The 21,891-nt window shown below is 47.6% G+C and carries 19 protein-coding genes and 2 tRNA genes; 10 read left to right on the top strand and 11 right to left on the bottom strand.

Annotated features, from left to right (window positions below):
- The first annotated feature begins 79 nt into the window (after nucleotides 1-79).
- The 7 genes from recA to OMP95_RS00075 all read left to right on the top strand — a co-directional run bounded on the left by recA (nucleotide 80) and on the right by OMP95_RS00075 (nucleotide 6,077).
- On the top strand, nucleotides 80-1,126 hold the full coding sequence (recA, locus tag OMP95_RS00105; protein WP_266324616.1) for a recombinase RecA: 1,047 nt from the start codon (nucleotides 80-82) through the stop codon (nucleotides 1,124-1,126).
- Entirely contained in the window at nucleotides 1,123-1,554 is a 432-nt protein-coding gene (gene recX, locus OMP95_RS00100) for a recombination regulator RecX (protein WP_266324613.1), read from the top strand. Before recA ends, recX begins: the two co-directional genes overlap by 4 nt.
- A 6-nt stretch (nucleotides 1,555-1,560) precedes the next feature.
- Nucleotides 1,561-4,164, top strand: coding sequence for an alanine--tRNA ligase (alaS, locus tag OMP95_RS00095; RefSeq protein ID WP_266324611.1), 2,604 nt, complete (start codon nucleotides 1,561-1,563; stop codon nucleotides 4,162-4,164).
- Nucleotides 4,165-4,166: 2 nt separating this feature from the next.
- On the top strand, nucleotides 4,167-5,393 hold the full coding sequence (locus OMP95_RS00090; RefSeq protein ID WP_266324609.1) for an aspartate kinase: 1,227 nt from the start codon (nucleotides 4,167-4,169) through the stop codon (nucleotides 5,391-5,393).
- Between the two features lie 229 nt (nucleotides 5,394-5,622).
- Entirely contained in the window at nucleotides 5,623-5,808 is a 186-nt protein-coding gene (csrA, locus tag OMP95_RS00085; RefSeq protein ID WP_266324607.1) for a carbon storage regulator CsrA, read from the top strand.
- A 55-nt stretch (nucleotides 5,809-5,863) separates the two neighbouring features.
- Nucleotides 5,864-5,953, top strand: a tRNA-Ser gene (locus OMP95_RS00080).
- Between the two features lie 47 nt (nucleotides 5,954-6,000).
- Nucleotides 6,001-6,077: transfer RNA gene (locus OMP95_RS00075), tRNA-Arg, on the top strand.
- A 96-nt stretch (nucleotides 6,078-6,173) separates the two neighbouring features.
- On the opposite strand, the gene OMP95_RS00070 is transcribed toward OMP95_RS00075, so the two are convergent.
- The 3 genes from OMP95_RS00070 to OMP95_RS00060 form a co-directional block, all read right to left on the bottom strand.
- On the bottom strand, nucleotides 6,174-6,593 hold the full coding sequence (locus tag OMP95_RS00070; RefSeq protein WP_266324605.1) for a hypothetical protein: 420 nt from the start codon (nucleotides 6,591-6,593) through the stop codon (nucleotides 6,174-6,176).
- A gap of 313 nt (nucleotides 6,594-6,906) precedes the next feature.
- Complete coding sequence (locus tag OMP95_RS00065) at nucleotides 6,907-7,641, bottom strand: DUF2726 domain-containing protein (protein ID WP_266324603.1); 735 nt, start codon at nucleotides 7,639-7,641, stop codon at nucleotides 6,907-6,909.
- A 233-nt stretch (nucleotides 7,642-7,874) separates the two neighbouring features.
- Entirely contained in the window at nucleotides 7,875-8,744 is an 870-nt protein-coding gene (locus OMP95_RS00060; RefSeq protein ID WP_266324601.1) for an alpha/beta fold hydrolase, read from the bottom strand.
- Nucleotides 8,745-9,181: 437 nt separating this feature from the next.
- On the opposite strand from OMP95_RS00060, the gene OMP95_RS00055 reads away from it, so the two are divergent.
- Nucleotides 9,182-9,466, top strand: coding sequence for a glycine zipper domain-containing protein (locus OMP95_RS00055; RefSeq protein ID WP_266324599.1), 285 nt, complete (start codon nucleotides 9,182-9,184; stop codon nucleotides 9,464-9,466).
- Nucleotides 9,467-9,663: 197 nt separating this feature from the next.
- Here OMP95_RS00055 and OMP95_RS00050 read toward each other — a convergent pair whose 3' ends face one another.
- Nucleotides 9,664-11,100, bottom strand: coding sequence for an AsmA family protein (locus OMP95_RS00050; protein WP_266324597.1), 1,437 nt, complete (start codon nucleotides 11,098-11,100; stop codon nucleotides 9,664-9,666).
- A gap of 529 nt (nucleotides 11,101-11,629) precedes the next feature.
- On the opposite strand from OMP95_RS00050, the gene OMP95_RS00045 reads away from it, so the two are divergent.
- Entirely contained in the window at nucleotides 11,630-11,941 is a 312-nt protein-coding gene (locus OMP95_RS00045; protein WP_266324595.1) for a BON domain-containing protein, read from the top strand.
- A 509-nt stretch (nucleotides 11,942-12,450) separates the two neighbouring features.
- Here OMP95_RS00045 and fdhF read toward each other — a convergent pair.
- The 7 genes from fdhF to OMP95_RS00010 all read right to left on the bottom strand — a co-directional run bounded on the left by fdhF (nucleotide 12,451) and on the right by OMP95_RS00010 (nucleotide 21,175).
- Complete coding sequence (gene fdhF, locus OMP95_RS00040; protein WP_266324593.1) at nucleotides 12,451-15,258, bottom strand: formate dehydrogenase subunit alpha; 2,808 nt, start codon at nucleotides 15,256-15,258, stop codon at nucleotides 12,451-12,453.
- Between the two features lie 136 nt (nucleotides 15,259-15,394).
- Complete coding sequence (locus OMP95_RS00035; RefSeq protein WP_266324591.1) at nucleotides 15,395-15,871, bottom strand: YbhB/YbcL family Raf kinase inhibitor-like protein; 477 nt, start codon at nucleotides 15,869-15,871, stop codon at nucleotides 15,395-15,397.
- Between the two features lie 276 nt (nucleotides 15,872-16,147).
- The gene (locus OMP95_RS00030) at nucleotides 16,148-16,792 is read right to left on the bottom strand and encodes a potassium channel family protein (protein WP_266324589.1); all 645 of its coding nucleotides are present in this window, start codon (nucleotides 16,790-16,792) and stop codon (nucleotides 16,148-16,150) included.
- Entirely contained in the window at nucleotides 16,789-18,252 is a 1,464-nt protein-coding gene (locus OMP95_RS00025; RefSeq protein ID WP_266324587.1) for a TrkH family potassium uptake protein, read from the bottom strand. The genes OMP95_RS00030 and OMP95_RS00025 overlap by 4 nt, the downstream gene beginning before the upstream one ends.
- A 130-nt stretch (nucleotides 18,253-18,382) precedes the next feature.
- Entirely contained in the window at nucleotides 18,383-18,712 is a 330-nt protein-coding gene (locus OMP95_RS00020) for a hypothetical protein (RefSeq protein ID WP_266324585.1), read from the bottom strand.
- A gap of 50 nt (nucleotides 18,713-18,762) precedes the next feature.
- A complete protein-coding gene (locus OMP95_RS00015; RefSeq protein WP_266324583.1) occupies nucleotides 18,763-19,272 on the bottom strand; it encodes a type 1 glutamine amidotransferase domain-containing protein in 510 nt (169 codons plus the stop codon).
- Nucleotides 19,273-19,468: 196 nt separating this feature from the next.
- Nucleotides 19,469-21,175, bottom strand: coding sequence for a diguanylate cyclase domain-containing protein (locus OMP95_RS00010; RefSeq protein WP_266324581.1), 1,707 nt, complete (start codon nucleotides 21,173-21,175; stop codon nucleotides 19,469-19,471).
- A gap of 165 nt (nucleotides 21,176-21,340) precedes the next feature.
- Here OMP95_RS00010 and OMP95_RS00005 point away from each other — a divergent pair.
- On the top strand, nucleotides 21,341-21,891 hold a 551-nt coding region (locus tag OMP95_RS00005), incomplete at its 3' end, for a hypothetical protein (protein WP_266324579.1).

Raw genomic sequence — 21,891 nt, 5'->3', positions numbered from 1 at the left:
ACCTTGAAAGAACACTAGAGACTGAGTGCTATCTATGGGATAATCCTTGACTTTACTCATCAAGTTCAGGGGTGGTGCAATGGACGACAACAAGAAGAAAGCTCTCGGGGCAGCACTTGGCCAAATAGAAAAACAATTTGGTAAAGGTGCCGTCATGCGACTGGGAGATTCCGCTGCAACACGCGATATTGATGCGATATCTACCGGTTCAATCGGTCTCGACGTAGCATTGGGGATCGGTGGCCTGCCCCGTGGCAGGGTGATTGAAATCTACGGCCCTGAATCATCGGGTAAAACCACCCTGACGTTACACGCCATTGCTGAAATGCAGAAAATGGGCGGCACTGCTGCTTTTGTCGATGCTGAACATGCGCTTGATCCGACTTATGCCGAAAAGCTCGGCGTTAACATTGATGATCTGCTCGTTTCACAGCCTGATACCGGTGAGCAAGCACTGGAAATAACCGATATGCTGGTGCGCTCCGGTGCCGTGGATATTGTTGTCGTCGACTCAGTCGCTGCGCTGACCCCCAAAGCAGAAATCGAAGGCGATATGGGCGACAGCCATATGGGGCTGCAAGCCCGTCTGATGTCACAAGCTTTACGTAAGCTCACCGCCAACATCAAACGCTCCAATACTTTGGTTATTTTCATTAACCAAATCCGTATGAAAATCGGTGTCATGTTCGGTAACCCTGAAACAACCACCGGCGGTAACGCACTCAAATTCTATGCCTCCGTTCGTCTTGATATCCGTCGCATCGGTGCCATCAAAAAAGGTGATGAAATTCTGGGCAATGAAACCCGTGTCAAAGTGGTCAAAAATAAAGTGGCACCGCCATTCAAACAAGTCGAATTCGATATTCTCTACGGTGAAGGTATCTCCCGTGAAGGTGAACTGATTGATCTGGGCGTGCAGCAAAATGTAGTTGAAAAATCAGGTGCATGGTACAGCTACAATGGCACCCGCATCGGCCAGGGAAAGGACAATGTCCGGGTATTTCTGAAAGAAAATATTGAAATGGCGAGCGAAATAGAAGCTAAAATTCGCGAAGTCATGCTGCCGAAAAAAATCAAAGCAGAAGCCGGAAATGACGATGTCATTGAGGACGATCTGCAGGCGTGAAGCGCTCAGTCAGCGAACGCGCTGTAGCGCTACTGGCTAATCGCGAACACAGTGCGCTGGAGCTGACTCGCAAACTGCACAATGCCGGTTTTGACGAGATAGAAATCGAACAAACCCTGCTTGAACTCCAAAAGACAGGATTGCAAAGTGACCAGCGCTTTGCAGAAAGTTTTATTCGCTCACGATCCGGCCGGGGTTACGGCAGTGTTCGTATCAAAAGCGAGTTGAAAGAACGTGGTGTGAATCCAGACATCATTACAGACAGTCTGCTTAATGCAGAGATTGATTGGTTTGCGCTTGCAGCTGAAGTACGATGCAAACGTTTTGGCGAGCAGAACCCGGAAGATTATAAAAGTCGTGCAAAACAGCAACGGTTTTTACAATATCGTGGTTTTACTCATGAACAGATAACGGAAAGTTTTAATTAACCGACAATGAAAAGTAGCGCTGATATTCGCAATTTGTTCCTCGACTTTTTTGCAAGCAAAGGACATGAAGTTGTTACCAGCAGCCCGCTGGTGCCTGCCAATGATCCTACCCTGCTGTTTACCAATGCAGGCATGGTGCAATTCAAGGAAGTTTTTCTGGGTCAGGAAACACGCAAATACACGCGTGCCGTGACCACACAACGTTGTGTCCGCGCCGGTGGTAAACACAATGATCTGGAAAATGTCGGCTACACTGCACGCCACCATACCTTCTTCGAAATGCTCGGTAATTTCAGCTTCGGTGATTATTTCAAACGTGAAGCCATTCAGTATGCCTGGGAGTTTTTGACTGAAACACTGGGTTTGCCCGCCGACAAACTCTGGATCACCGTATTTGAAGAAGACGATGAAGCAGCCGCTATCTGGTTGAACGAAATCGGTGTCGATGCCTCGCGCTTTTCCCGTATCGGTGCCAAAGACAACTTCTGGTCGATGGGCGATACCGGCCCTTGCGGTCCCTGCTCCGAGATTTTTTATGATCACGGTCCTGATATTGCCGGCGGTCCGCCCGGCACACCGGAGGAAGACGGAGATCGTTACATCGAAATCTGGAACCTGGTATTCATGCAATATAACCGGGCAGCAGACGGTACTTTAACGCCCCTGCCCAAACCTTCTGTCGATACCGGCATGGGGCTGGAGCGTCTCGCAGCCGTGTTGCAAAACGTTCACAATAATTACGAAATTGACCTGTTCCAGCATCTGATTAAATCAATTCAGCAACTATCAGGTACCCAAGATTCCGCCAACTTTTCACTGCGTGTTATCGCCGATCACATTCGTTCCTGTTCGTTTATGATTGCTGATGGCGTACAACCATCCAACGAAGGCCGCGGTTATGTACTGCGCCGTATTATCCGCCGCGCCATCCGTCACGGTCATAAACTTGGCCTAAAAGACGCATTTTTCCATAAACTGGTCGCGCCACTGGTAGAAGAAATGGGCGAAGCCTTTCCGGAGCTGGCACAAGCTCAGCCACTGGTTGAACGTGCTTTATTGCAGGAAGAAAACCGCTTCGCTGATACGCTGGATAACGGGCTCCGTATCCTTGATCAGGCCATTGAAGAAATGTCTGACAAGGAAATTCCGGGCGAAACCGTATTTCTGCTCTACGACACCTACGGCTTCCCGATTGATCTGACAGCAGACATAGCACGTGAACGGGGTCTAACCATTGATATCGCCGGCTTTGAGCGTGCCATGGAAGCGCAGCGCACCCGTGCCCGCAGTGCCAGCCAGTTTGCTGGCGGCCCGGCAGAACAAATTACGATTGATGCGCAAACAAAGTTCTGCGGTTATGACTTGACTCAGGATGATGCCACCATCAACGCTATCATCGTCGACGGTGAACACGTTGACAGTCTGACCGAAGGCCAGGAAGGCATTATTGTGCTGGATCACACCCCTTTCTACGCCGAATCAGGCGGCCAGGTCGGGGATCAGGGTGAAATCACCAGCGACTCAGCCAGCTTCACCGTCAAAGACACTCGCAAACAAGGCAAGGCTTTCATGCATATCGGCGTGTGTGAACATGGCCGTTTCCAGGTCGATCAGCAAATCACCGCTCAAATTGATGAAAACAGTCGTCAGGCCACTGCGCTCAATCACTCAGCTACCCACTTGCTGCATGCCGCATTAAGAAAAATCCTCGGTGAGCATGTCACCCAGAAAGGCTCGCTGGTCAATCCGCAACGGTTACGTTTTGATTTCTCACATTTTGAACCCGTGACGCCAACGCAACTGCGCGAGATCGAGCGCCTGGTCAATCAACAAATCCGACTTAATCATCCCGTCGAAACCAAACTGATGGCGATTGAAGAAGCCAAACGCAGTGGTGCCATCGCCCTGTTCGGTGAGAAATATGATGAAGAAGTGCGTGTTTTACGCATGAGCGACTTTTCGGTGGAATTATGTGGCGGCACTCACGTTAGCTATACCGGTGATATCGGCGTATTTAAAATTATTTCGGAAACAGGTATTGCTTCAGGTGTACGGCGTATTGAAGCCGTCACCGGTAATGTTGCGCTCGACTACATCAACAACATCGAATCCCGCCTGCTGGAAGTATCAGAGTTACTCAAGGCAAAACCCGAAAATGTTCAGGACAAGGCATCACAACTGGTTCAACGCAGCCGTGAACTGGAAAAAGAACTGGAAAGCCTGAAAGCCAAACTGGCCAGCAGTGCCGGCGACGACCTGGCAAACTCAGCAAAAGACATTAACGGCATCAAGGTACTCGCTTCAACCCTGGAAGGCGCTGACGGTAAAGCTTTGCGGGAAGCCGTTGATCAACTGAAAAACAAACTGGGAAGCGCTGCCGTGGTTCTGACTTCGGTTAAAGACGAAAAAATTACAATTATTGCTGGCGTAACTAAGGACATTACCGATAAAATCCGCGCCGGTGATTTGGTTGGCCATGTGGCCAGTCAGGTCGGTGGTAAAGGTGGCGGTCGTCCCGATATGGCTCAGGGCGGCGGTAATGAACCTCAGAACCTGGCAGCAGCACTTGCTTCTGTTTCAGACTGGGTAGGATCTAAGCTGGAAAAGTAAGCATGTCACTTATCGTACAAAAATACGGCGGCACTTCCGTAGGCTCTGTAGAGCGCATCAGAGAAGTCGCCAAAAAAGTCATCGCTCACCGTAATCAGGGCCATGACATGGTGATTGTGGTTTCTGCCATGAGTGGTGAGACCAACCGTCTTATTGCTTTGGCGAAAGACTTGAATGACCACCCTCGCGGTCGTGAACTGGACGTGTTGCTGTCTACCGGTGAACAAGTCACCATCGCCCTGCTCTGTATGGCGCTGGAACAAATGGGCATGCCTGCGAATTCTTATACGGGGACTCAGGTTCGCATTCTTACCGATAACGCGCATAACAAAGCGCGTATCATGCAAATTGACGATAACAAAATCCATAATGATTTAAGCCAGGGTAAAGTGGTTGTGGTCGCGGGTTTTCAGGGCTGTGATGAAAGCGGTAATATCACCACGCTCGGTCGTGGCGGCAGCGATACCACCGCAGTGGCACTTGCCGCGGCCTTGAAAGCAGATGAATGTCAGATCTACACCGATGTTGATGGTGTTTATACCACCGATCCACGTGTGGTGCCGGAAGCACGCCGCCTCGACCATATCACTTTCGAAGAAATGCTGGAAATGGCCAGCCTCGGTGCAAAAGTATTACAAATTCGCTCTGTTGAATTTGCCAGTAAGTATAACGTCCCGTTACGTGTGCTCTCCTCCTTTACCAAAGGCGGTGGCACATTAATCGCGGCTGAGGACCCCTCAATGGAACAAGCTCTTATTTCAGGTATTGCATTTAATCGTGACGAAGCCAAACTCACTATTCTGGGTGTTCCGGATCATCCGGGTGTGGCCTCGCAAATTCTTGGCCCGATCGCCGCTGAAAATATTGAAGTCGACATGATTATTCAAAACACCGGTCATGACGCTACCACAGATTTCACTTTTACCGTTCATCGTAATGACTATCAAACCGCGCTGAAAATTCTGCAGCAGATTGCTGAAAAACTGGGGGCACGTGAAGTCAACGGTGATGAACACATTGCCAAAATTTCAGTTGTGGGTGTAGGCATGCGCTCGCATGCAGGCATTGCCAGCAATATGTTCGCTACACTGGCCCAGGAAAATATTAATATCAGCATGATCTCCACTTCTGAAATCAAAATTTCCGTGGTCGTGGATGAAAAATATCTTGAGCTCGGCGTCAGGGCGTTGCACAAAGCCTTTCATCTGGAACAAAGCCCGACAATATAAGCCCTGTTACCAAGCTGTAACAATTACTGTCGCGGACAACTAAACTTCCTGATAAAATAAATCGAGGTCTGAGGATAGATCTATCCATTTCGATAGTCCATGATCAAAGAGACGACAAGAGCTCTGACAGGAATTAAAACAGGAAAGGCACGAGGCCTACACGCATGAAGGGAGTCACTTTTCTCCTACCAATCCTCGAGCCTTATTTTGAGAGTAAAGGGGAAAAACAATGTTAATACTTACACGCCGAGTCGGCGAATCACTCATCATTGGTGATAACGTCGTAGTCAACGTTCTCGGAGTCAAAGGCAACCAAGTCAGAATTGGTGTCGATGCGCCTAAAGATGTCTCCGTCCACCGTGAAGAAATCTATGACCGCATTCAAGCGGAAAAAGATCATCCGAATGCCGGTTAATTGCTATATATCACTAGCCAAATAAATATCAGCTGATATAATAGGCGGCTTTGATGGAGAGCTGGCCGAGAGGCTGAAGGCGCGCCCCTGCTAAGGGCGTATAGGTTTACCCCTATCGAGGGTTCGAATCCCTCGCTCTCCGCCAATAATTATTGCAGACATCATTGAATGTCAGTATAATTCACGGTTTTAGCGCCCGTAGCTCAGCTGGATAGAGTACCTGGCTACGAACCAGGCGGTCGTACGTTCGAATCGTACCGGGCGCGCCATTTAAAGCATATAAATCAAGCAGTTATCATTAATTTGGTAACTGCTTTTTTTATGTATTGCCCTGTAGACTCCCCACTGTCCCATAGATCCGCTTTTTATCTAAATTCATTCACAAAATTACACGACTGATCACGCTGAAATTTGTTCTGGCTGGTACTCCCTTTTCTATATTGATCACGCCAAAAATTACACGTTTCCAGAGCCTGTCTTAGGCCAGCTTCCCTTTTTTCATTTTCTAGTTGTCTTTGTTTTGCAATAGCGGCATTTAGTCTTCTCGTCTCATCTGATTTAGCCTTATTTTTAGCATTGAATTCTGCAAGCTCATTAGTAGCTCGTTTTAACATTTCTTTGGCGACTACAAACTCTATACCTCTTTGAGTCCCCCACGAGAGCATATTGGCTATGAATACCCCTAAAACAATGATAAAAAGTAACTGCGATAATGATATCGAAGGCTTGCTTTCAGGGATTCTGGCATGGGCCTGTCTGATGTCCTCATCCATATTGATGTTCATTCCTCACTCCTTTTAATTTCTACAGCCCTTCCCGGACAAGACGATGTTATCACCCCGAGTTTTCTTCTATATACATAGATAAGTCTTTACTAAGGAGGAATATCCAAGCCATTGCATGACACCTTCCTATATTGCTGCGGTAAATATCAGCTCCCTCCTTGAGGAGGCATGAACCACTACATGAGGCATATTGAGAATTCGTAACTAAACAGCACTAATTTATCTATAACCGTAGCAAGGTTTGAATTTTAAGTTGTATCCACAAGCAATTGTTTTAATTACAAATTCACCCCGTTTCATGGCAAGCTACAAATTAGGTACTCTCACCAGAAACTGATCTATAACGACATTGAGGAAAATTTGAACATCCTAGAAACCTGATACCGGCATATTTTCCTTTAGTTGCAGCTCTCTCGACTAACAGGGAACCACATTTCGGGCATTTATCCGAGATCGTTTCTTGAACAGCTTCAAAAAACTCAGTCTGTGGCTCCAGATAAACTTTGATTGCATCTGAGTCAGCCTTTTGCTCATCAATGATAGTAACAGGTTCTAGCATCTCCTTGATGTTGTCGACGATCGTTTGTGATTGATAAGCCCGATTAGCAGGAAACCTGATCAGAGGTAGCTTTGCTGATTTAAATGCATTATCAAGAAACTTGTCGCGCTTTTGTCTGGAAGCTCTAGAGTGCGACGAATCATCTAACTCAATTGCACATAAAATTTCTGAGGTGTCTTTGTCGGTCAGGACAAAATCAACATGCTTCGACTGTATTTTATTGAATGATTTTTGCCACTCAGACTTTGATTGTGATTTATGAACAGAAATCAAATCGGCCAACCGGACTTTTATATTGATCTCATACTGATCAGCAACAGCTATTTTCAAAGCGTGTTTGAAGGATATTTCTGCTGGCGTCAGAAGTGATGAGTTTTTGAAATAGGGGTATTGAGGTTCTTCAGTTGAGTCTTTTGATGTGCCATGAAATGACTTTATGAAAAAAACTGCAATTGCAGCCACAAAAATTATGATAAATAGAAATTCCATTTCCAAGCTTCCAAAAATAATGAATATTAGCAGTTTAGTTTATGTAGCCATATATAACCAACCTATTGTTCAATAGGATTAGAAATCATCCTTGGTAGGCTAAAAATAATTTTTCCGCACACATAACTAATTGTTTTAATTAAAATACTCATCATTTTCAGTGCAAACCACGATCCAGGAGGCTGATGGTTATAACCTTACCGCGCACGCAAAAAAAGGACAAAAAGTTCTCACTATCGACACAGGTCTTCAAGCACAGTATCAAGGTGACGGACCATCAGTGAGAAGTGCCCCTCGCCTTGAAGATAATGGACCTTGTTGTGTGGTAATGTCTCGACCAGATAACGAGCCATCGTCGCCGGCACCACGGTATCGCTCAAGCCGTGCCAAATCTGAACCGGGACAAGCACCTGCTCCAGATTGAAATCCCAAGGCTGAGCCAGCAACGGCAGCTCCCAGGCGACACCTTGCCCTCCCTGAAGCAGAGCCGCTTTCACGCTTGCAAGCCAAATCACCTTAAAACCCGGATCGTCAATCACCTTTTTATCGGCCTCTGGTGCACCGGCTAGCATAAACTTAAACAGACTTTCCGGCTGTCTGCGAAACCATCGCGCCATCAAGCCAACGACACGCCGCGCCAAAGCGGGATACCAAGTGCCGAGGGTCAGCACCATACGATTAAATGCCACCATATCCCGGGTGGAGTGCATCCCGGACAACGGTGCAAGCGCACCGACTAGGGCGATTTGATTTATACGTTCGGGAATGCCTGCAGCACAGGCAAGGGTATAAGGCCCGCCGCCTGAAACACCAAGAATGGAGAAACGCTCCAACCCCAGCTGATCAGCCAGCTGCTTAATATCATTTGCCCAGGCGCCAATCGTCCGCCCCGCTTGAAAGCTGGATTCGCCAAAGCCGGGACGGTCAGGCGCAATCAATCTCAGTCCAAGGCGCTTGACGGCCTGCTCGGCCAGCCTGGCTTCCAGACGAGAGCCCGGGTAACCATGACAATAAATGACCGCCTCACCACTGGCATTACCCAGTTCCAGGCAGGCAAGCATACGCCCATCATCCAGGTTTATTCGATACTCTTTCTCTGACATAGGCAGCTATCTCAGGGGATATTTTCTTATCTGTTTTTAACGCCCGGACTACCACTCATAAGCCTGTTCCTGATTTGATAATCCCCATGGAGTCGAGGTTATTTATACTTGTAGGGGCAAGGAAAACAACTACATCTGTCTCAACAAAGTCCGGTGATTGCTGTGTCAAGCCAAGACTGTAGAATCCCAAGACTTTCATTATGATTCATCCTCGGTAAAGGGTTGACATCTTGTTGCTTAAATACTGCCATTACTAAAACTTTATTGAAACATAGTGTTGGTTATTTGATCTGCTCCCACTGCTTTATGCCATCCCTTAAAGCTTCCCAGCCGGTCTCAGATATTTAACATCCAGGTGTGATGACCATCACGATATTAACCGGCGTAAGTAACGATAATATGAGCGTTTAATTAACCCCTACTGGAGTTTAAATATTATGAAGATGCACTATCTTTTTTTGGCGGCTGCTTTGTTAGCTGTTGAGGCGAATGCTGACAGTTCAACACTTGATGCCGCAATTGGCGGTGGCATTGGTGGTGCGGTCGGTGCTGCCGTTGGTAATGAAGTTGCCGGTCGTGATGGTGCCATTGTTGGCGGGGCGCTCGGTGGAGCCGTCGGGGCTGCCGTTACGACTGATGACCACCATGATCATGACTCCGGACCGAGAAGAGTTAACGGTTATCACTGCCCGCCTGGTCAAGCGAAAAAAGGCAACTGTTGATCGACGATTGCCTCATCGCATGAGAACCCTAAGTTCCCATTTCCGCCATTTGATGCACTAAGAAAAGTGATTGGTGGATAATGCCGAACGTGTCTTACGTCGCTTAACTCAGATTAGCCTCTGTTGTGTAACCAATCTGTTATTCCCACTCTGCAGCATTTACCTTTTACTGATGTAGGGGTTGTGCTGCAGGATTCTCATTTCGGCACGGTTATCGAGCCGGCGTAGAACACTTCGCACTCCCCATCAGAAAAGAGATCCCGCCCTCTTTCCAACAAGTCGATTAGTGGTGCAGAGAGGGATTCAAGGATGCTCGGCTTCTCTACCACTGGCTGCTGGAAACTGCCCCGTATTTTTTGCTGAGCCTTAGCGCACCCCTTTTCATCAATCACCGCCACAGTCATGTCATCGTATTGCTGATTGATGAAATCGAGTCCTCCTCGAAGCGCGATTCGATTCTCGTTTGTCGCCAAGGCGACGTCCTGGGCCTGCGCTACGCCATGCTCCATTTTCCAATCGGAGATCAGTGTCCGGATGTCACTACGGCCCCCATCTCCCTGAAAGATACTGGCAAATCTGTAACCTTTGGTGACTACCGTGCCGAGGGGACCAGCGAAGAAAAAGGCGCCCATATCAACGAGATTGAATGACTGACTGGCCTCGAACTGTGAGAGGCTTTGGTCAATATCTTTGCCAAACAGGGTCAGATTATCACCCCGTAATGAAAACTGGCCTCCCATAGTCTGTTTCATCTGGTCGACTGCCTTACCTTGCATCGACAGGTTTGCGGAGAAATCCACTTCTCCTTCAGCAACCTTTTTTTTATTAGGCGACAGCGTTTTGAAAAACTCTTCAATGCGAAACTTAGGCAGTGAGAAGCTGACCTCGTAACGAGGTACAGCATCTGAAAAATTCGCCTGAATACTTCCCGTCCCCTGCGCCCCGAAAAGCTGCATCGTGATGGGCTCAACATCGAACATGCCGTTATTGCCGTCGGCCTTAAGCTTAAAATCGGACATTGCAAAATCATTTCTTCGCGCCACCTCGCAGTCGAGTTCTGCCGTGAGGTAAAGGTTTTTCATCAGGTCGGCCCACTGCCCACCCGCAAACTGCAACTGGCTCATGTCCATGCTGCACTCGCTGGCTTCAAACTTATCCCCGGATTGCTTGTTAGCGTAGTAAAACGTTCCGTCTGAAAAGGAAATGTCTTTCAGGTTCAACACTGGCAATCTGGCTGCCGCTGTTTGCTGGCGCCGGAAGTTGAAATTGCCCTCCGAGTCCGTCTCCAGAGATATGCTGGGCTGCTTAAGCGTGATTGAAACGATCCTGATTTCTTTTTTCAACAAAGGTAAAAGGTCAATTCCAAGCTTGATCTTACTGACAGACGCAATATCCCGATCCTCATTATTGCGAATATGCACGTCAGCAAGTGTGATGAGCAAACCCTGAAACAAGCCAATTTCCACTCCGCCGTTAATGCTGACCCCCATCCCTAAAGCTCTCGATGCGGTTGTTTCCAACTCAGATTTGTAGCTATTGATGTCCACAATAGAAATCAGTAGCAGCGTGCAGATAATGAGTAGCCCCAAGAAGCCGCTGATGGAGAAGAGCATAATTTTAATTGGCTTGGTCATGATGCTGCTCCTGTGAGGTGCTGTTGCTGCAAGCACCTGACTCGAACATCCACTCTCACCGCTGCATCATCATATAAATAGAACAACACGATGTCTGTTCTCATTACGCAGCTGAGTAGCCCCGTTGAATCTATACGAACATCAGGCCTTCAATGAGTCGAATCATAATCACTGCTCAACTCATGTGGTCATGGCGGCCAGGCCGTTAGGAAACACCGACCACTACACTGGAATATATGCCCCGCTTACCGTTTTACGCAACTTTAGATTGCCAGTAGACCAGCACAGGGAGCGCATCGGTAAAATCTATTTACAATTAACAACTTAGGGAATAGCATAAATCATGCACTGACAAATAAGGTCTCGATGCCTTGATCGTCGCAATAATCGGTGCCATCGGCTTGTTATTTCTGTTGCGCTTGCTTAAAGATCAAGGCGACAGCCTGACCTTTCGCTAAATCAAGTGGTTATGCCCCGCTTTGTTTATACAGGCGGGATGTTCGATTCCTTAGACACAAGGAGCATCATCATGACCAACTCTAGATATTTCATTAGTTTCTTAGTCACTATTTTATTTGTCTCACTATTGGGCTGTGGCTCAACGCCCACACAAGAGAGTACTGGCGAATATGTTGACGATACAGTTATTACTACAAAAGTGAAGACAGCTATATTCAACGAACCTTCGTTAAAAGCATCAGAAATAAACGTCGAGACCTTCAAAGGTGTCGTTCAATTGAGTGGTTTCGTCAGTTCTCAGGCAAATATTGACACGGCAGTAGAAATTGCTCGCAATGTAGAAGGTGTGCGAGCCGTCAAGTCTGATATGCATCTGAAGTGACTTGGCCGGTTTATCTGGATGCGCTCAGAACCTATCTGACACTGCCATTGGAAAAGAGAGGGTTGCCTGTGTTGTGAAGGTGTCAGAATCCGACATCGAAACCAACAACAGGCAGCCCTTCTTTTTAGCAACGATAAAATCATCACGAAACCTGACGGCCAAAGGCTATTTATAGAGTAGGAAGTTGTAGTTCGGGAGTGAAGCATAACTCCCGACATTTTTGTGGATTGATTGCCGGTATTTGGTCTCCGTGGCTAAAAGCGGATGATTTCAAACTAAAAGACATTGGCTCACCCCCTCTGACAATAAGACTCACAGGCAGAATGCTGCCATGCCTGAGGGTAGTTAAGAAAACTTATGTTGGCAGACAAGGCAAATGACTTTCTACAATTATAGTGTCGACCTGAAGACCAGACTGGGCACGTAGCAAAATCACTAGCCGTATGTGACCGGTTCCCCTTTTCGCTCAAACTTACTGACCCTGAGATAGTTGCTTCTTTTGGAACATGCTAGCTATCGGTTTGAGTTTCAATTCTGACGGCACAAACCTTGTACTCGGGAATCTTGGCGACAGGGTCAACGGCCCCAATCGTAAGGTTGTTGACGTTGGCCTCATCGGGAAAGTGGAAATTGCCAAAGATCAGTCCTGGCGGGACGCGTTCGCTGATATCCGCCATTGCAATCATTTCGCCTCGCCTTGATACGACACGAATGACTTGCGAATCTTTTATACCCAGCCGAACGGCATCTTCCCGGGAAATTTCCACCAAGGTCTGCGGATACAGCGCAGCCAGTGGCTGCGAACGTCGAGTCATCTCAGCGCCATGCCAATGATAAAGTACGCGTCCCGTCGTCAGGCATAATGGAAAATCTGCGTCAGGAAGCTCTTCGGGCGGCATGTGTTCAGCTACATGAAACACGCCCTTGCCTCGTGTAAATTGCCCTTTATGCAGAATGGGAGTACCGGCATGTTGTTTGTCCTTGACCGGCCAGTGTAATTGCTCGCCATTATGCAATCGTTCGTGGGAAACACCAGCATAGGAAGGTGTTAATGCCGCAATCTCATCCATTATCTGGGCAGCTGTTTCATAATCCCAGCCGGCATATGGGCCTTGGGGAGATTGACAACGGTATGAAAGCATACGCCTTGCGAGATCAGCAATGATTTCCCAGTCTTTCCTGGCTTGTCCCGGAGAGGTAACCGCATTATGAATCAATTGGACGCGACGCTCGGTATTGGTAAAAGTACCGTCTTTCTCCGCAAAGCTCACACCGGGTAGTAATACATCGGCATAGTCAGCAGTTTCTGACGGGAAGATTTCCTGCAGAACGGTGAATTCGGCATTAGACATTGCTTGTCGTACGTGGTTGATGTCGGGATCGGACATCATCATGTTTTCCCCCATGATATAAAAGCCACGAACGCTACCAACCAGAGCAGCATCGACCATTTCGGTAATCGTGAGTCCTGGTGTATTTCCGTACATTTGAACGCGATGGGACAGTGCCCAGGCTTCCATAAACTTGTTACGGCTCTCCGCATTTGTCACTTGCTGATAACCAGGGAAGACATTCGGCAGCCCGCCCATATCACAGGCACCCTGCACATTGTTCTGACCTCGCAACGGATTGACGCCGCCACCGGCTATGCCCATATTGCCGGTCAGCATTTGCAGGTTGGCAAGACTGAACACATTCTGCACGCCGACAGTATGCTGAGTTATGCCCATGGCCCAGATCACAGCCATCGGTTTGCTGGTACCGAGTATAGAGGCCGCTTCCACAAGTTGCTTGACTGTCACCCCGGTAACGTTACTGACATACTCAGGGGTGTATTTTTTCAGTGATTCAAGCAGCAAGGCATAGGCTTCCGTACGCTGGTTAATGAACTCATGATCCTGCCAGCCATTTTCCACGATAAGGTGCATGATGCCATTGACCAGCGCGATATCGGTCCCGGGTTTATGGCGCAAATGCAGTATTGCGAATTCAGTGAGGTCGATTCGGCGTGGATCGGCGACCACCAGTTTTACCCCACGTTGATAAATAGCCTGTCGCAACATGGAGCCGAAAACAGGATGCTGCTCGGTCGTGTTGGAACCAATAACAAACAGTGCCTCGGCCTGCTCTGCCACATCAGCCATCGTATTGGACATGGCACCGGAACCAAATGCCGCTGCAAGGCCAGCCACTGTGGATGAATGACACAAGCGTGCACAGTGATCAACATTATGCGTGCCTAGAACCTGGCGGGCGAACTTCTGCATCAGATAGTTTTCTTCATTGGTGCATTTAGCGGAAGAAAACACGGAAAGCGCATCCGCCCCGGACTCGTCAATAATACTGCTGAAGCGTTGCACAACAATATCCAGCGCCTGTTCCCAGCTGACTGCCACCCAGCCACCGCGCGATCCGCCTCCAGGCCTTTCACGGTCATTTAACAACCATTCTCTTACCAAAGGTTGGGTCAAACGATCCGGGTGATGGACAAAATCAAAGCCGTAGCGTCCTTTCACACACAGATGCATGCCGTTCACCGGCGCATGCGGATTGGAGGTGACATGATGCAATTTGCCATCTTTAATATGCATATCAAAGTTACAACCGACACCACAGTAAGCACAGGTGGTCATGACTTTTTCATCTGCAACAAAACCAATCGGCCTGTTACGGTCGGACAAAGCGCCGGTGGGACAATAAGCAACGCAGGCACCGCATGACTCACACCTTGCTTCCAGCATGGATTCATCTATTCCGGCAATTATCCGTGTGGCCCGAGAGCGGTCAGCCAATCCCCATACAAAGCGACCTTGCACTTCGTCACAGGCACGAATACAGCATGTGCATAAAATGCATTTGTTCATATCCACACGTATGGCAGGATGTGGATCGCTATCAGCTTTGAACAAGGGCTCATGATTAGCGGAAGTCGCTGGTGTCAGCTCATAACGTCGCAGCCAGTAATCAAACTCAGTTTCATCGACACATCCAGCAGCATTAAAGTCATCATCCACATAATGCTCGAGCAACAGGGAGAGAACAGCTTTATGTTCCTGCTCCAATTCCGCAGACTGCGCTGTGACCCGCATATTTCTCTCAACATTGACTTCACAGGCAGGGGTAAAGCCACGCCTTCCTTCGATTCCCACCAGACAAGCCCGGCATGATCCCGGTTTGCTAAGACCGGGGCTGTAACATAATGACGGTGTTTTTATACCTTCCCGATATAGCACATCGATCAATAGTTCTCCATCCTTCACCGAAACTGGCCGATCATTGATAAAGATCTGATTATTTCTAGTAGATTTATCGCTCATAAAGCAAACTCATCCCGTCAACAAGGCTATGAAAACAGCCGCTAATAAATCGCAACAGGCTGCTCATGAAGGCTTACAAGCAGCCTAAAACGTCTTCAATTACAAGCTTTCCTCGCGCGCAGAATGCGCATCATCATTAGCCGGATTTCTGATAATAGCCAATGAGGGTGGCCTGCTCGAGAATGTGGCCGTCCATCGCCGCTTCGACAGCAGGTTTGTCCGGCGAGCCTCTAAAATTCAATAGCATATCCAGCGCATACAGCTTGTGAAAATAACGGTGATTGCCCACAGGCGGGCATGGACCGCCGTAACCCGTTCTTTTCCAGTCATTGATGCCTTCCTGTGTACCGGGAGGCAGATTATCCGGGCTTGCCCCCTCGGCAAGCTCTGCGATATCAACTGGCAGGTTATAGATAACCCAGTGTACCCAGGTCATCTTGGGTGCCCGGGGATCGGGCGCATCCGGGTCATCGACGATAAGAACCAGACTGCGTGTGCCTTCCGGCACATCTTGCCATGACAACGGTGGTGAAATGTCTTTTCCCTCACAAGTGTAGAGCGCTGGCATTTGAGCTTCGTGAGTAAAGGTGGATGATTTCAGACTAAAAGACATTGGCTCTCCCCCTCTGACAATAAAACTCACAGGCAGAATACTGATATGCCTGAGGGTGGTTAAGAGAACTTGTCTTAGCAGACAAGGCAACCGACTTGCTTACAGTTATATTGTCGACCTTGAAGGCTAAGGCAGGCAAGGGCAAATCACTCATAGTCTTTTGGGGAAACAAGTAACTAAATTGTTTGCAAACTGTTTATATCCAGACTTCGTTTTGTGCCGCTCTGGATCCGGAATGTTCAGCGTCGGACATTAGGCAAGTGCTTCATACCTGACTCACAGTCCCCAACGCCGGGAGAGTTCAGCCAGGTTGCGCCTGTGAGTAACGATCACCACTTCGTCCTCCGCCTTGAGCTCGGTGTCTTCCTCGGGAACGATAAACTTGTTTTTGCGATACAGGCATACCACGCGGCTTTCCGAGGGCAATTCGAGTTCACTGATAGCACCGGCATCCTCTTTACGAATCACAAAGGAAAATACCCGCGCCTCATCACGGATCATTGTCGACAATACCAGTGGATCCTGCCCTTCTAACATGTCGGCTAGATAACTGCCTATGGTACGGGCCGGAATAATAGTATCTTCAAGCCCAAGCTCGATACAGATATGTTCATATTCGGGATTTTCGATACCGGTCACTACTCGCTTGAAGCCCAGAGACAAGCCGACCAGGCTGGCAATGATATTGGTCTGATCATTACTGGTCAGGCAGAATAAGATGTCGGTTTGGGACGGATCGGCCTCCTTAAGCAAAGCGGGACGAGTACCGTCACCAAGCAGGAAGCCGCAGGACATATCTTCGGACAGGGCATCAATACGCTCCTTGTCGTGTTCGATTATCACTACTTCATGTCCGCGGTTTGTTAGGATGCTTGCTGTCATGACACTGAGGGCGGAACCTCCGATAAACACTGCTCTCATGTTAAATTCGCCCTTTTTCCAATCCAGGTACGAGGATACAGCGAGATCAGAAGCGCCACAATCTCGAGACGCCCGAACAGCATATCGAAACACAACACCATCTTGAGCAACGCAGGTAGTTCGTGCTGTGTAATACCAGTGCTAAGACCAACAGTACCGGTAGCCGAAACCACTTCAAACAGAGCATTCAATGGCGGATAACCGAACCATAAAAATATAAGCCAGGATAACAGAACGGTGACGATAAACAGGAAAACCAGCAGCATGGCACGCTGGCAATCCTCATTATCCAGCGTTCGGCCGCCAAGACTCGATTTCACCATGGCATGGCTCGGTATGCTAGTCCGGATTATCAAAAGATGAACCAGTCTTATCAGAATCAACAATCTGATGATTTTGAAGCCGCCGGCCGTCGAGCCCAGCCCGCCGCCTGTCAGCATCGCAAGCACAATGACCAGCTTTTCGCTATCGCCTAAGTTGTTGATAGCCATAGAACTGAAACCACTGGTCGTCTGCGCAGAAATGCCCAGTAACAGGCCATGAGAAATGCTTTGCTGCCAACTGAAGCCCGACTTGAAATACATCAGCAGCACTAGCAGCAAACAAATGATGATGGTCATAAGCAGCAGACCGCGCAACTCGATATCGGTAACGAAAGCACTGAAGCCTTTGCGCCAGCCGAAATAATACAGCGGCAACGGCACCGCTCCCAGCAGCGCCAGCATGATAATTGCAAAACGAACGGTTTGACTATCGAATACAGCCAGACTGGCATCGTGAGGGGCAAAACCGCCAGTGGAAACCGCGCTTAATACGTGCAGCAACGCGTGGAACCCATCTCCCATCAAGGCCCATAACAGTCCCAGGCCGAATACCGTCATAATCAGATATATCACCAGCATGCGCCGTGCATGATAGCTTGCTGTAGTTGCCATCGTTTCACTTCTGAGCGGCTCGGCCAACTGCCGTGCAGCCAGGTGATGCCCCATCAACAAGGCGATCGATAACACCACAATTCCGAGACCGCCATACCACTGCATCCAGGCACGGGCAAACAGGAATGTCGCCGGACGAGCCTGTAATTCGGTCACGGTGGTCAGGCCTGTAGTGGTGATAGCCGAAACGGCCTCGAACAAAACATCGATATATGGCAGCCCACTGGCCATCAGTGGATAGGTCATGATCAATGGTGAAAACAGAAAAGCCAGACTGGTAATCACCAAAGCCTCATTTGTCTGGATATGGGTAGGAACCGCAAGCCGCGAAAGCGGAATGGTTACAAGCACCAAAACCAAACAGACCAGTGCATAGCGTAAGGCAATGCCATATTCGCCAAAAACCACGCCGACTAGCATTGGCGGTAAACTCAATATGGCGAGCAGAAAAAGCAGCTGTCCGGTGTACTTGGCGATAACCGGCAGTCGCACCGCATAAGTCAGTGTAGATAGCTTGGCTTCCATTTCCTCATCATCAGTAATGCCGTCATACTGGCATGAATCAAAAAGTCTGCACCCCTGCCACAAAAAAACAGCCAGCCACATTGCTCGTGACTGGCTGTTTATCCGATATCATCATAACAAAACCAATGACTTATTCTTCATCATTCCAGAACTGCCACCATTTTTTGCGTTGTTCGCGTGACTCCTGTCCTTGTTCCGAACCTTTACCCAATTCTTTCTGTTCTTGCTCGCTTTTCAGTTCTCGTTGTCTTTCCATTCCTTGGGCATCGTCCTGATGTTCTCGCATCTGTTCCTTCATCTGCTCGCCTTTTTCCATTTTTTCTTCACGCATTTGCCCGCTCATTTCGCCCTGTTCGGCTTGGGCCTTGTCTTTTCCACCACCCTTGCCCGGCTCAGCATAACTGTTAAATGACAAAGCAGTAGCGAGGACAAACAACAAGGTCAGAATGTACTTGTTCATAGCTATATCTCCTGTATTGGATAATCTGACTTGTACCGCATAATCAAACCTCAGCCAGCTACTTTAATTGTTTTCAATATTTCGTTGATAAAAGCATCCAGATCGCCAGGGTGTCTTGATGTAATCAAATTGCCATCAACCACCACCGCCTGATCCAGATAATGCGCTCCTGCCTCACGTAATTCTGATGCAACTTCGCGATAGCATGTGGCGGTCCTGTCTGTCAGCAAGCCCGCGGAAATGAGGATCTGCGGACCATGGCAAATTGCCGCGACCGGTTTATCAGCTGAAAAGAAGTGCCTGGCAATCTCAATTGCGGCCGGTTCCTGACGCAATCGGGCTGGCGCCTTACCCCCCGGAAGTAACAACAGACCATAATCGTCCGGCTTCACTTCATCAAGTGTCAGATTGGCAGAGACCTCCAAGCCATGCTTACCCCGGAAGATACCTCGCTGCGTTGCGGCAATATCGACTTCAACGCCAGCCGCTTTCAGCCGCTCGTATGGTTGCTGCAACTCGCTGTCTTCGAACGCTTCCTCACTCAGCATGATAGCTCGCATAACTTTCACCCTTGGCTGTCGGCCTACCCAACGCTCATCTGGTCAGCACGATCAATCCCATTGTATGCCTCAATAAGCGAGTTTTACACACCGCTCCCCAAAAGCCGGGGCGTCGACTTGGTTTGGTCACGATCTAACATAAACAAAAGCAACCGCTCAGAGGATAACCTCGGGATTTTCAAACTGGCGTCATTGTTCATATGGCATTTTGACAATGTTGAGAATAGTGCTCCTTCAGGACTGCCAGACTAGTACTGGCTTTGAACACTCTGCCGGTAATCAGCTCAGCACCGATATCTCTTAACGCTGACAGCTGCTGATTTTTATCAACACCACTAAAAATAATATCGATCGACAACTGGCGGCCAATTTTTATCAGCGATTCCATAATTGTCCGGTCGATAAGGCTATCCCTCGTATTCTTCGTAAGTGCTTTGGTTACAGTAATTGCAGAAATGATCTTTTCATCCATGTTTCGAAGAATTGCGAAAGAATTGCTTAAATTACAGAGGCAGATTTTAACACCCAAGTCGAGAAGTGTATTTATCTTCGACCTGGTTTCCAGTTCATCGTCAGTGAGCAGCCCATCCGGCAGTACAAAATAAATCAGGTGATCCTGACTGGCATAATCCGCAAAAATTTGCCCGACATTTTTTGAAAAATCATGATGTTTGAAATAATTTTTGTATATGGGTATCAGTAGCGGAATTGGAACATGGCTATTTTTGCTGTTAATGAAGTAGCTGCGAACAGCTTTGCTGACCAGAATCTCATTGACGCGAAATAGTTGTCCCGATGTATCAGAAACTTTGAATATTTCTCCATGTGCCAAGGTCTGATTGTTTACCTGCAGCCCAAGTTTCGCCTCAGCGGCAAAAATGGTCTGCTCTTCACATTCAATAATCGGTTGATATATAAGGTGAAAGTGGTCGCCCAGGAGTGACAGGGAAATCAGGCTTTTTGCATGTTGGCGCTGTCTCAGATTGTCACTGAGTTCATCATTGAAATAGCAATACTGATTTCTGCCTGAGTTCTTAGCTTTATACATTGCCATATCAGCATTGCGCAGAACTTCGTCGGGATCATAAGTAGCATGATGATTGGAGGCAATGCCTAAACTTGCCGAAATCTGTAGGGTATGGTTGTTAACTTTAATCGGCTCGGAAATCTTCTCTATAATTCTTTCTGCAATTTTCGTAACATCAGCCTTCTCGGATACATTCTTGAGCAGCATGACAAACTCATCACCGCCGATTCTCGCTATCATGTCCAAGTTCCGGCTTATGCTTTTTAACCTGCCCGAAACTGACTTTAAAACCGCATCGCCCACAGAATGCCCCATCGTATCATTGATAGATTTGAACTCATCGAGATCAATAAAAATGATGTAATAGGCCGATTTCTCACTCAAAGCCTGCTTATGAGTTTGAGCTATTTCTTCTTCGAGTGTCTGCCTGTTGACAAGTTCGGTCAGACTATCGAACTTTGCGTTGAATTCAAGCCGATTCTGGAGCGCAACATCTTCTGTAATGTCGTTGATAATACCAATGTAATTAATCAGTTCTTGATGAGAGTCATATACCGGTGACACATACAGACTATTCCAGAATTGTTCACCGTTTTTACGATAACTAATAAGTCTTATCTCGATATCTTTTTCATCAAGTATCGACTGCTTGAGCTGTTTTAAGGATTTTCTGGAGGTCATCTTCCCATTAAGAAATTTACCGTTCCTTCCTAATACTTCGTCCATGCTATAACCGGTTATGGCTAAAAAGCGTTTGTTTGCAAAAATAATCTCAAAGTCTTCTTCGGTAGTTTTGGTAATGATGACGCCATTAATACTGGCATCGACACATCGATGCAGGACATTCAGCTTTTCTTCAATATTCAGTCTGTGCATATTATTCACCTTCCCGGATGAATACATAATATGCCGAATTGGCTCACCTAGTTGATTAGTAGCGGTTATGTTGTGTTATGTAAGCCTATGTAAGATATAAGTTCATCAGGATTGATAATGTTGTTTCTGAAATATCCCAGATCTTGGATTATAAGGACCATTGCCATGGGTATAGAGCACGACAATATCAACAACATGATCCTCATGAGTGAAGAGCTTTTCGACCGAAATCGTGATATGGCCGGACATGTCTGGAGCTACTTCCCCAGTTTACATTCCGAACTGTCTCAAGCAATTTGCCAGCCGGATTTAGTGGAGCCGAATTTGGAGTTTGAAGCTAATGACTTCATTCATCATGCTTCATTGATGGAAATCAACATAAACAAATCTTATTCAACGCAATCTGACAAGTTAGTTATTTTCAACCTGCTTGATTCCATGCTCGCGCTTGATATGAACATCACCGACTTGATTATACTTGCCGGCCGACTGAAAAAATGCGGTCTCAAAATAATACTCAGCATTCAACCGACAAAAAAAATGGCAACACGCGTTTGCCATAAATCTGTTTTGAACGCTGCTCGGCTTTTTGATAAAGGAATAGATTTTTGCCTCAGAAACTACAACCCGAAAAACGATATACAGGTGATGATGTTAAGGTGTGGGTTTGTCAGCCATGTTGAGATTGATCTGCAGTGTTCACACGCATTAGAAAA

This window comes from Methylophaga sp. OBS4 (assembly GCF_026319305.1).
In the GTDB taxonomy this organism is placed as follows: domain Bacteria; phylum Pseudomonadota; class Gammaproteobacteria; order Nitrosococcales; family Methylophagaceae; genus Methylophaga.
Note: the sequence above shows the minus strand (reverse complement) of the source record. Positions and strands in the feature narration are given on the sequence as shown.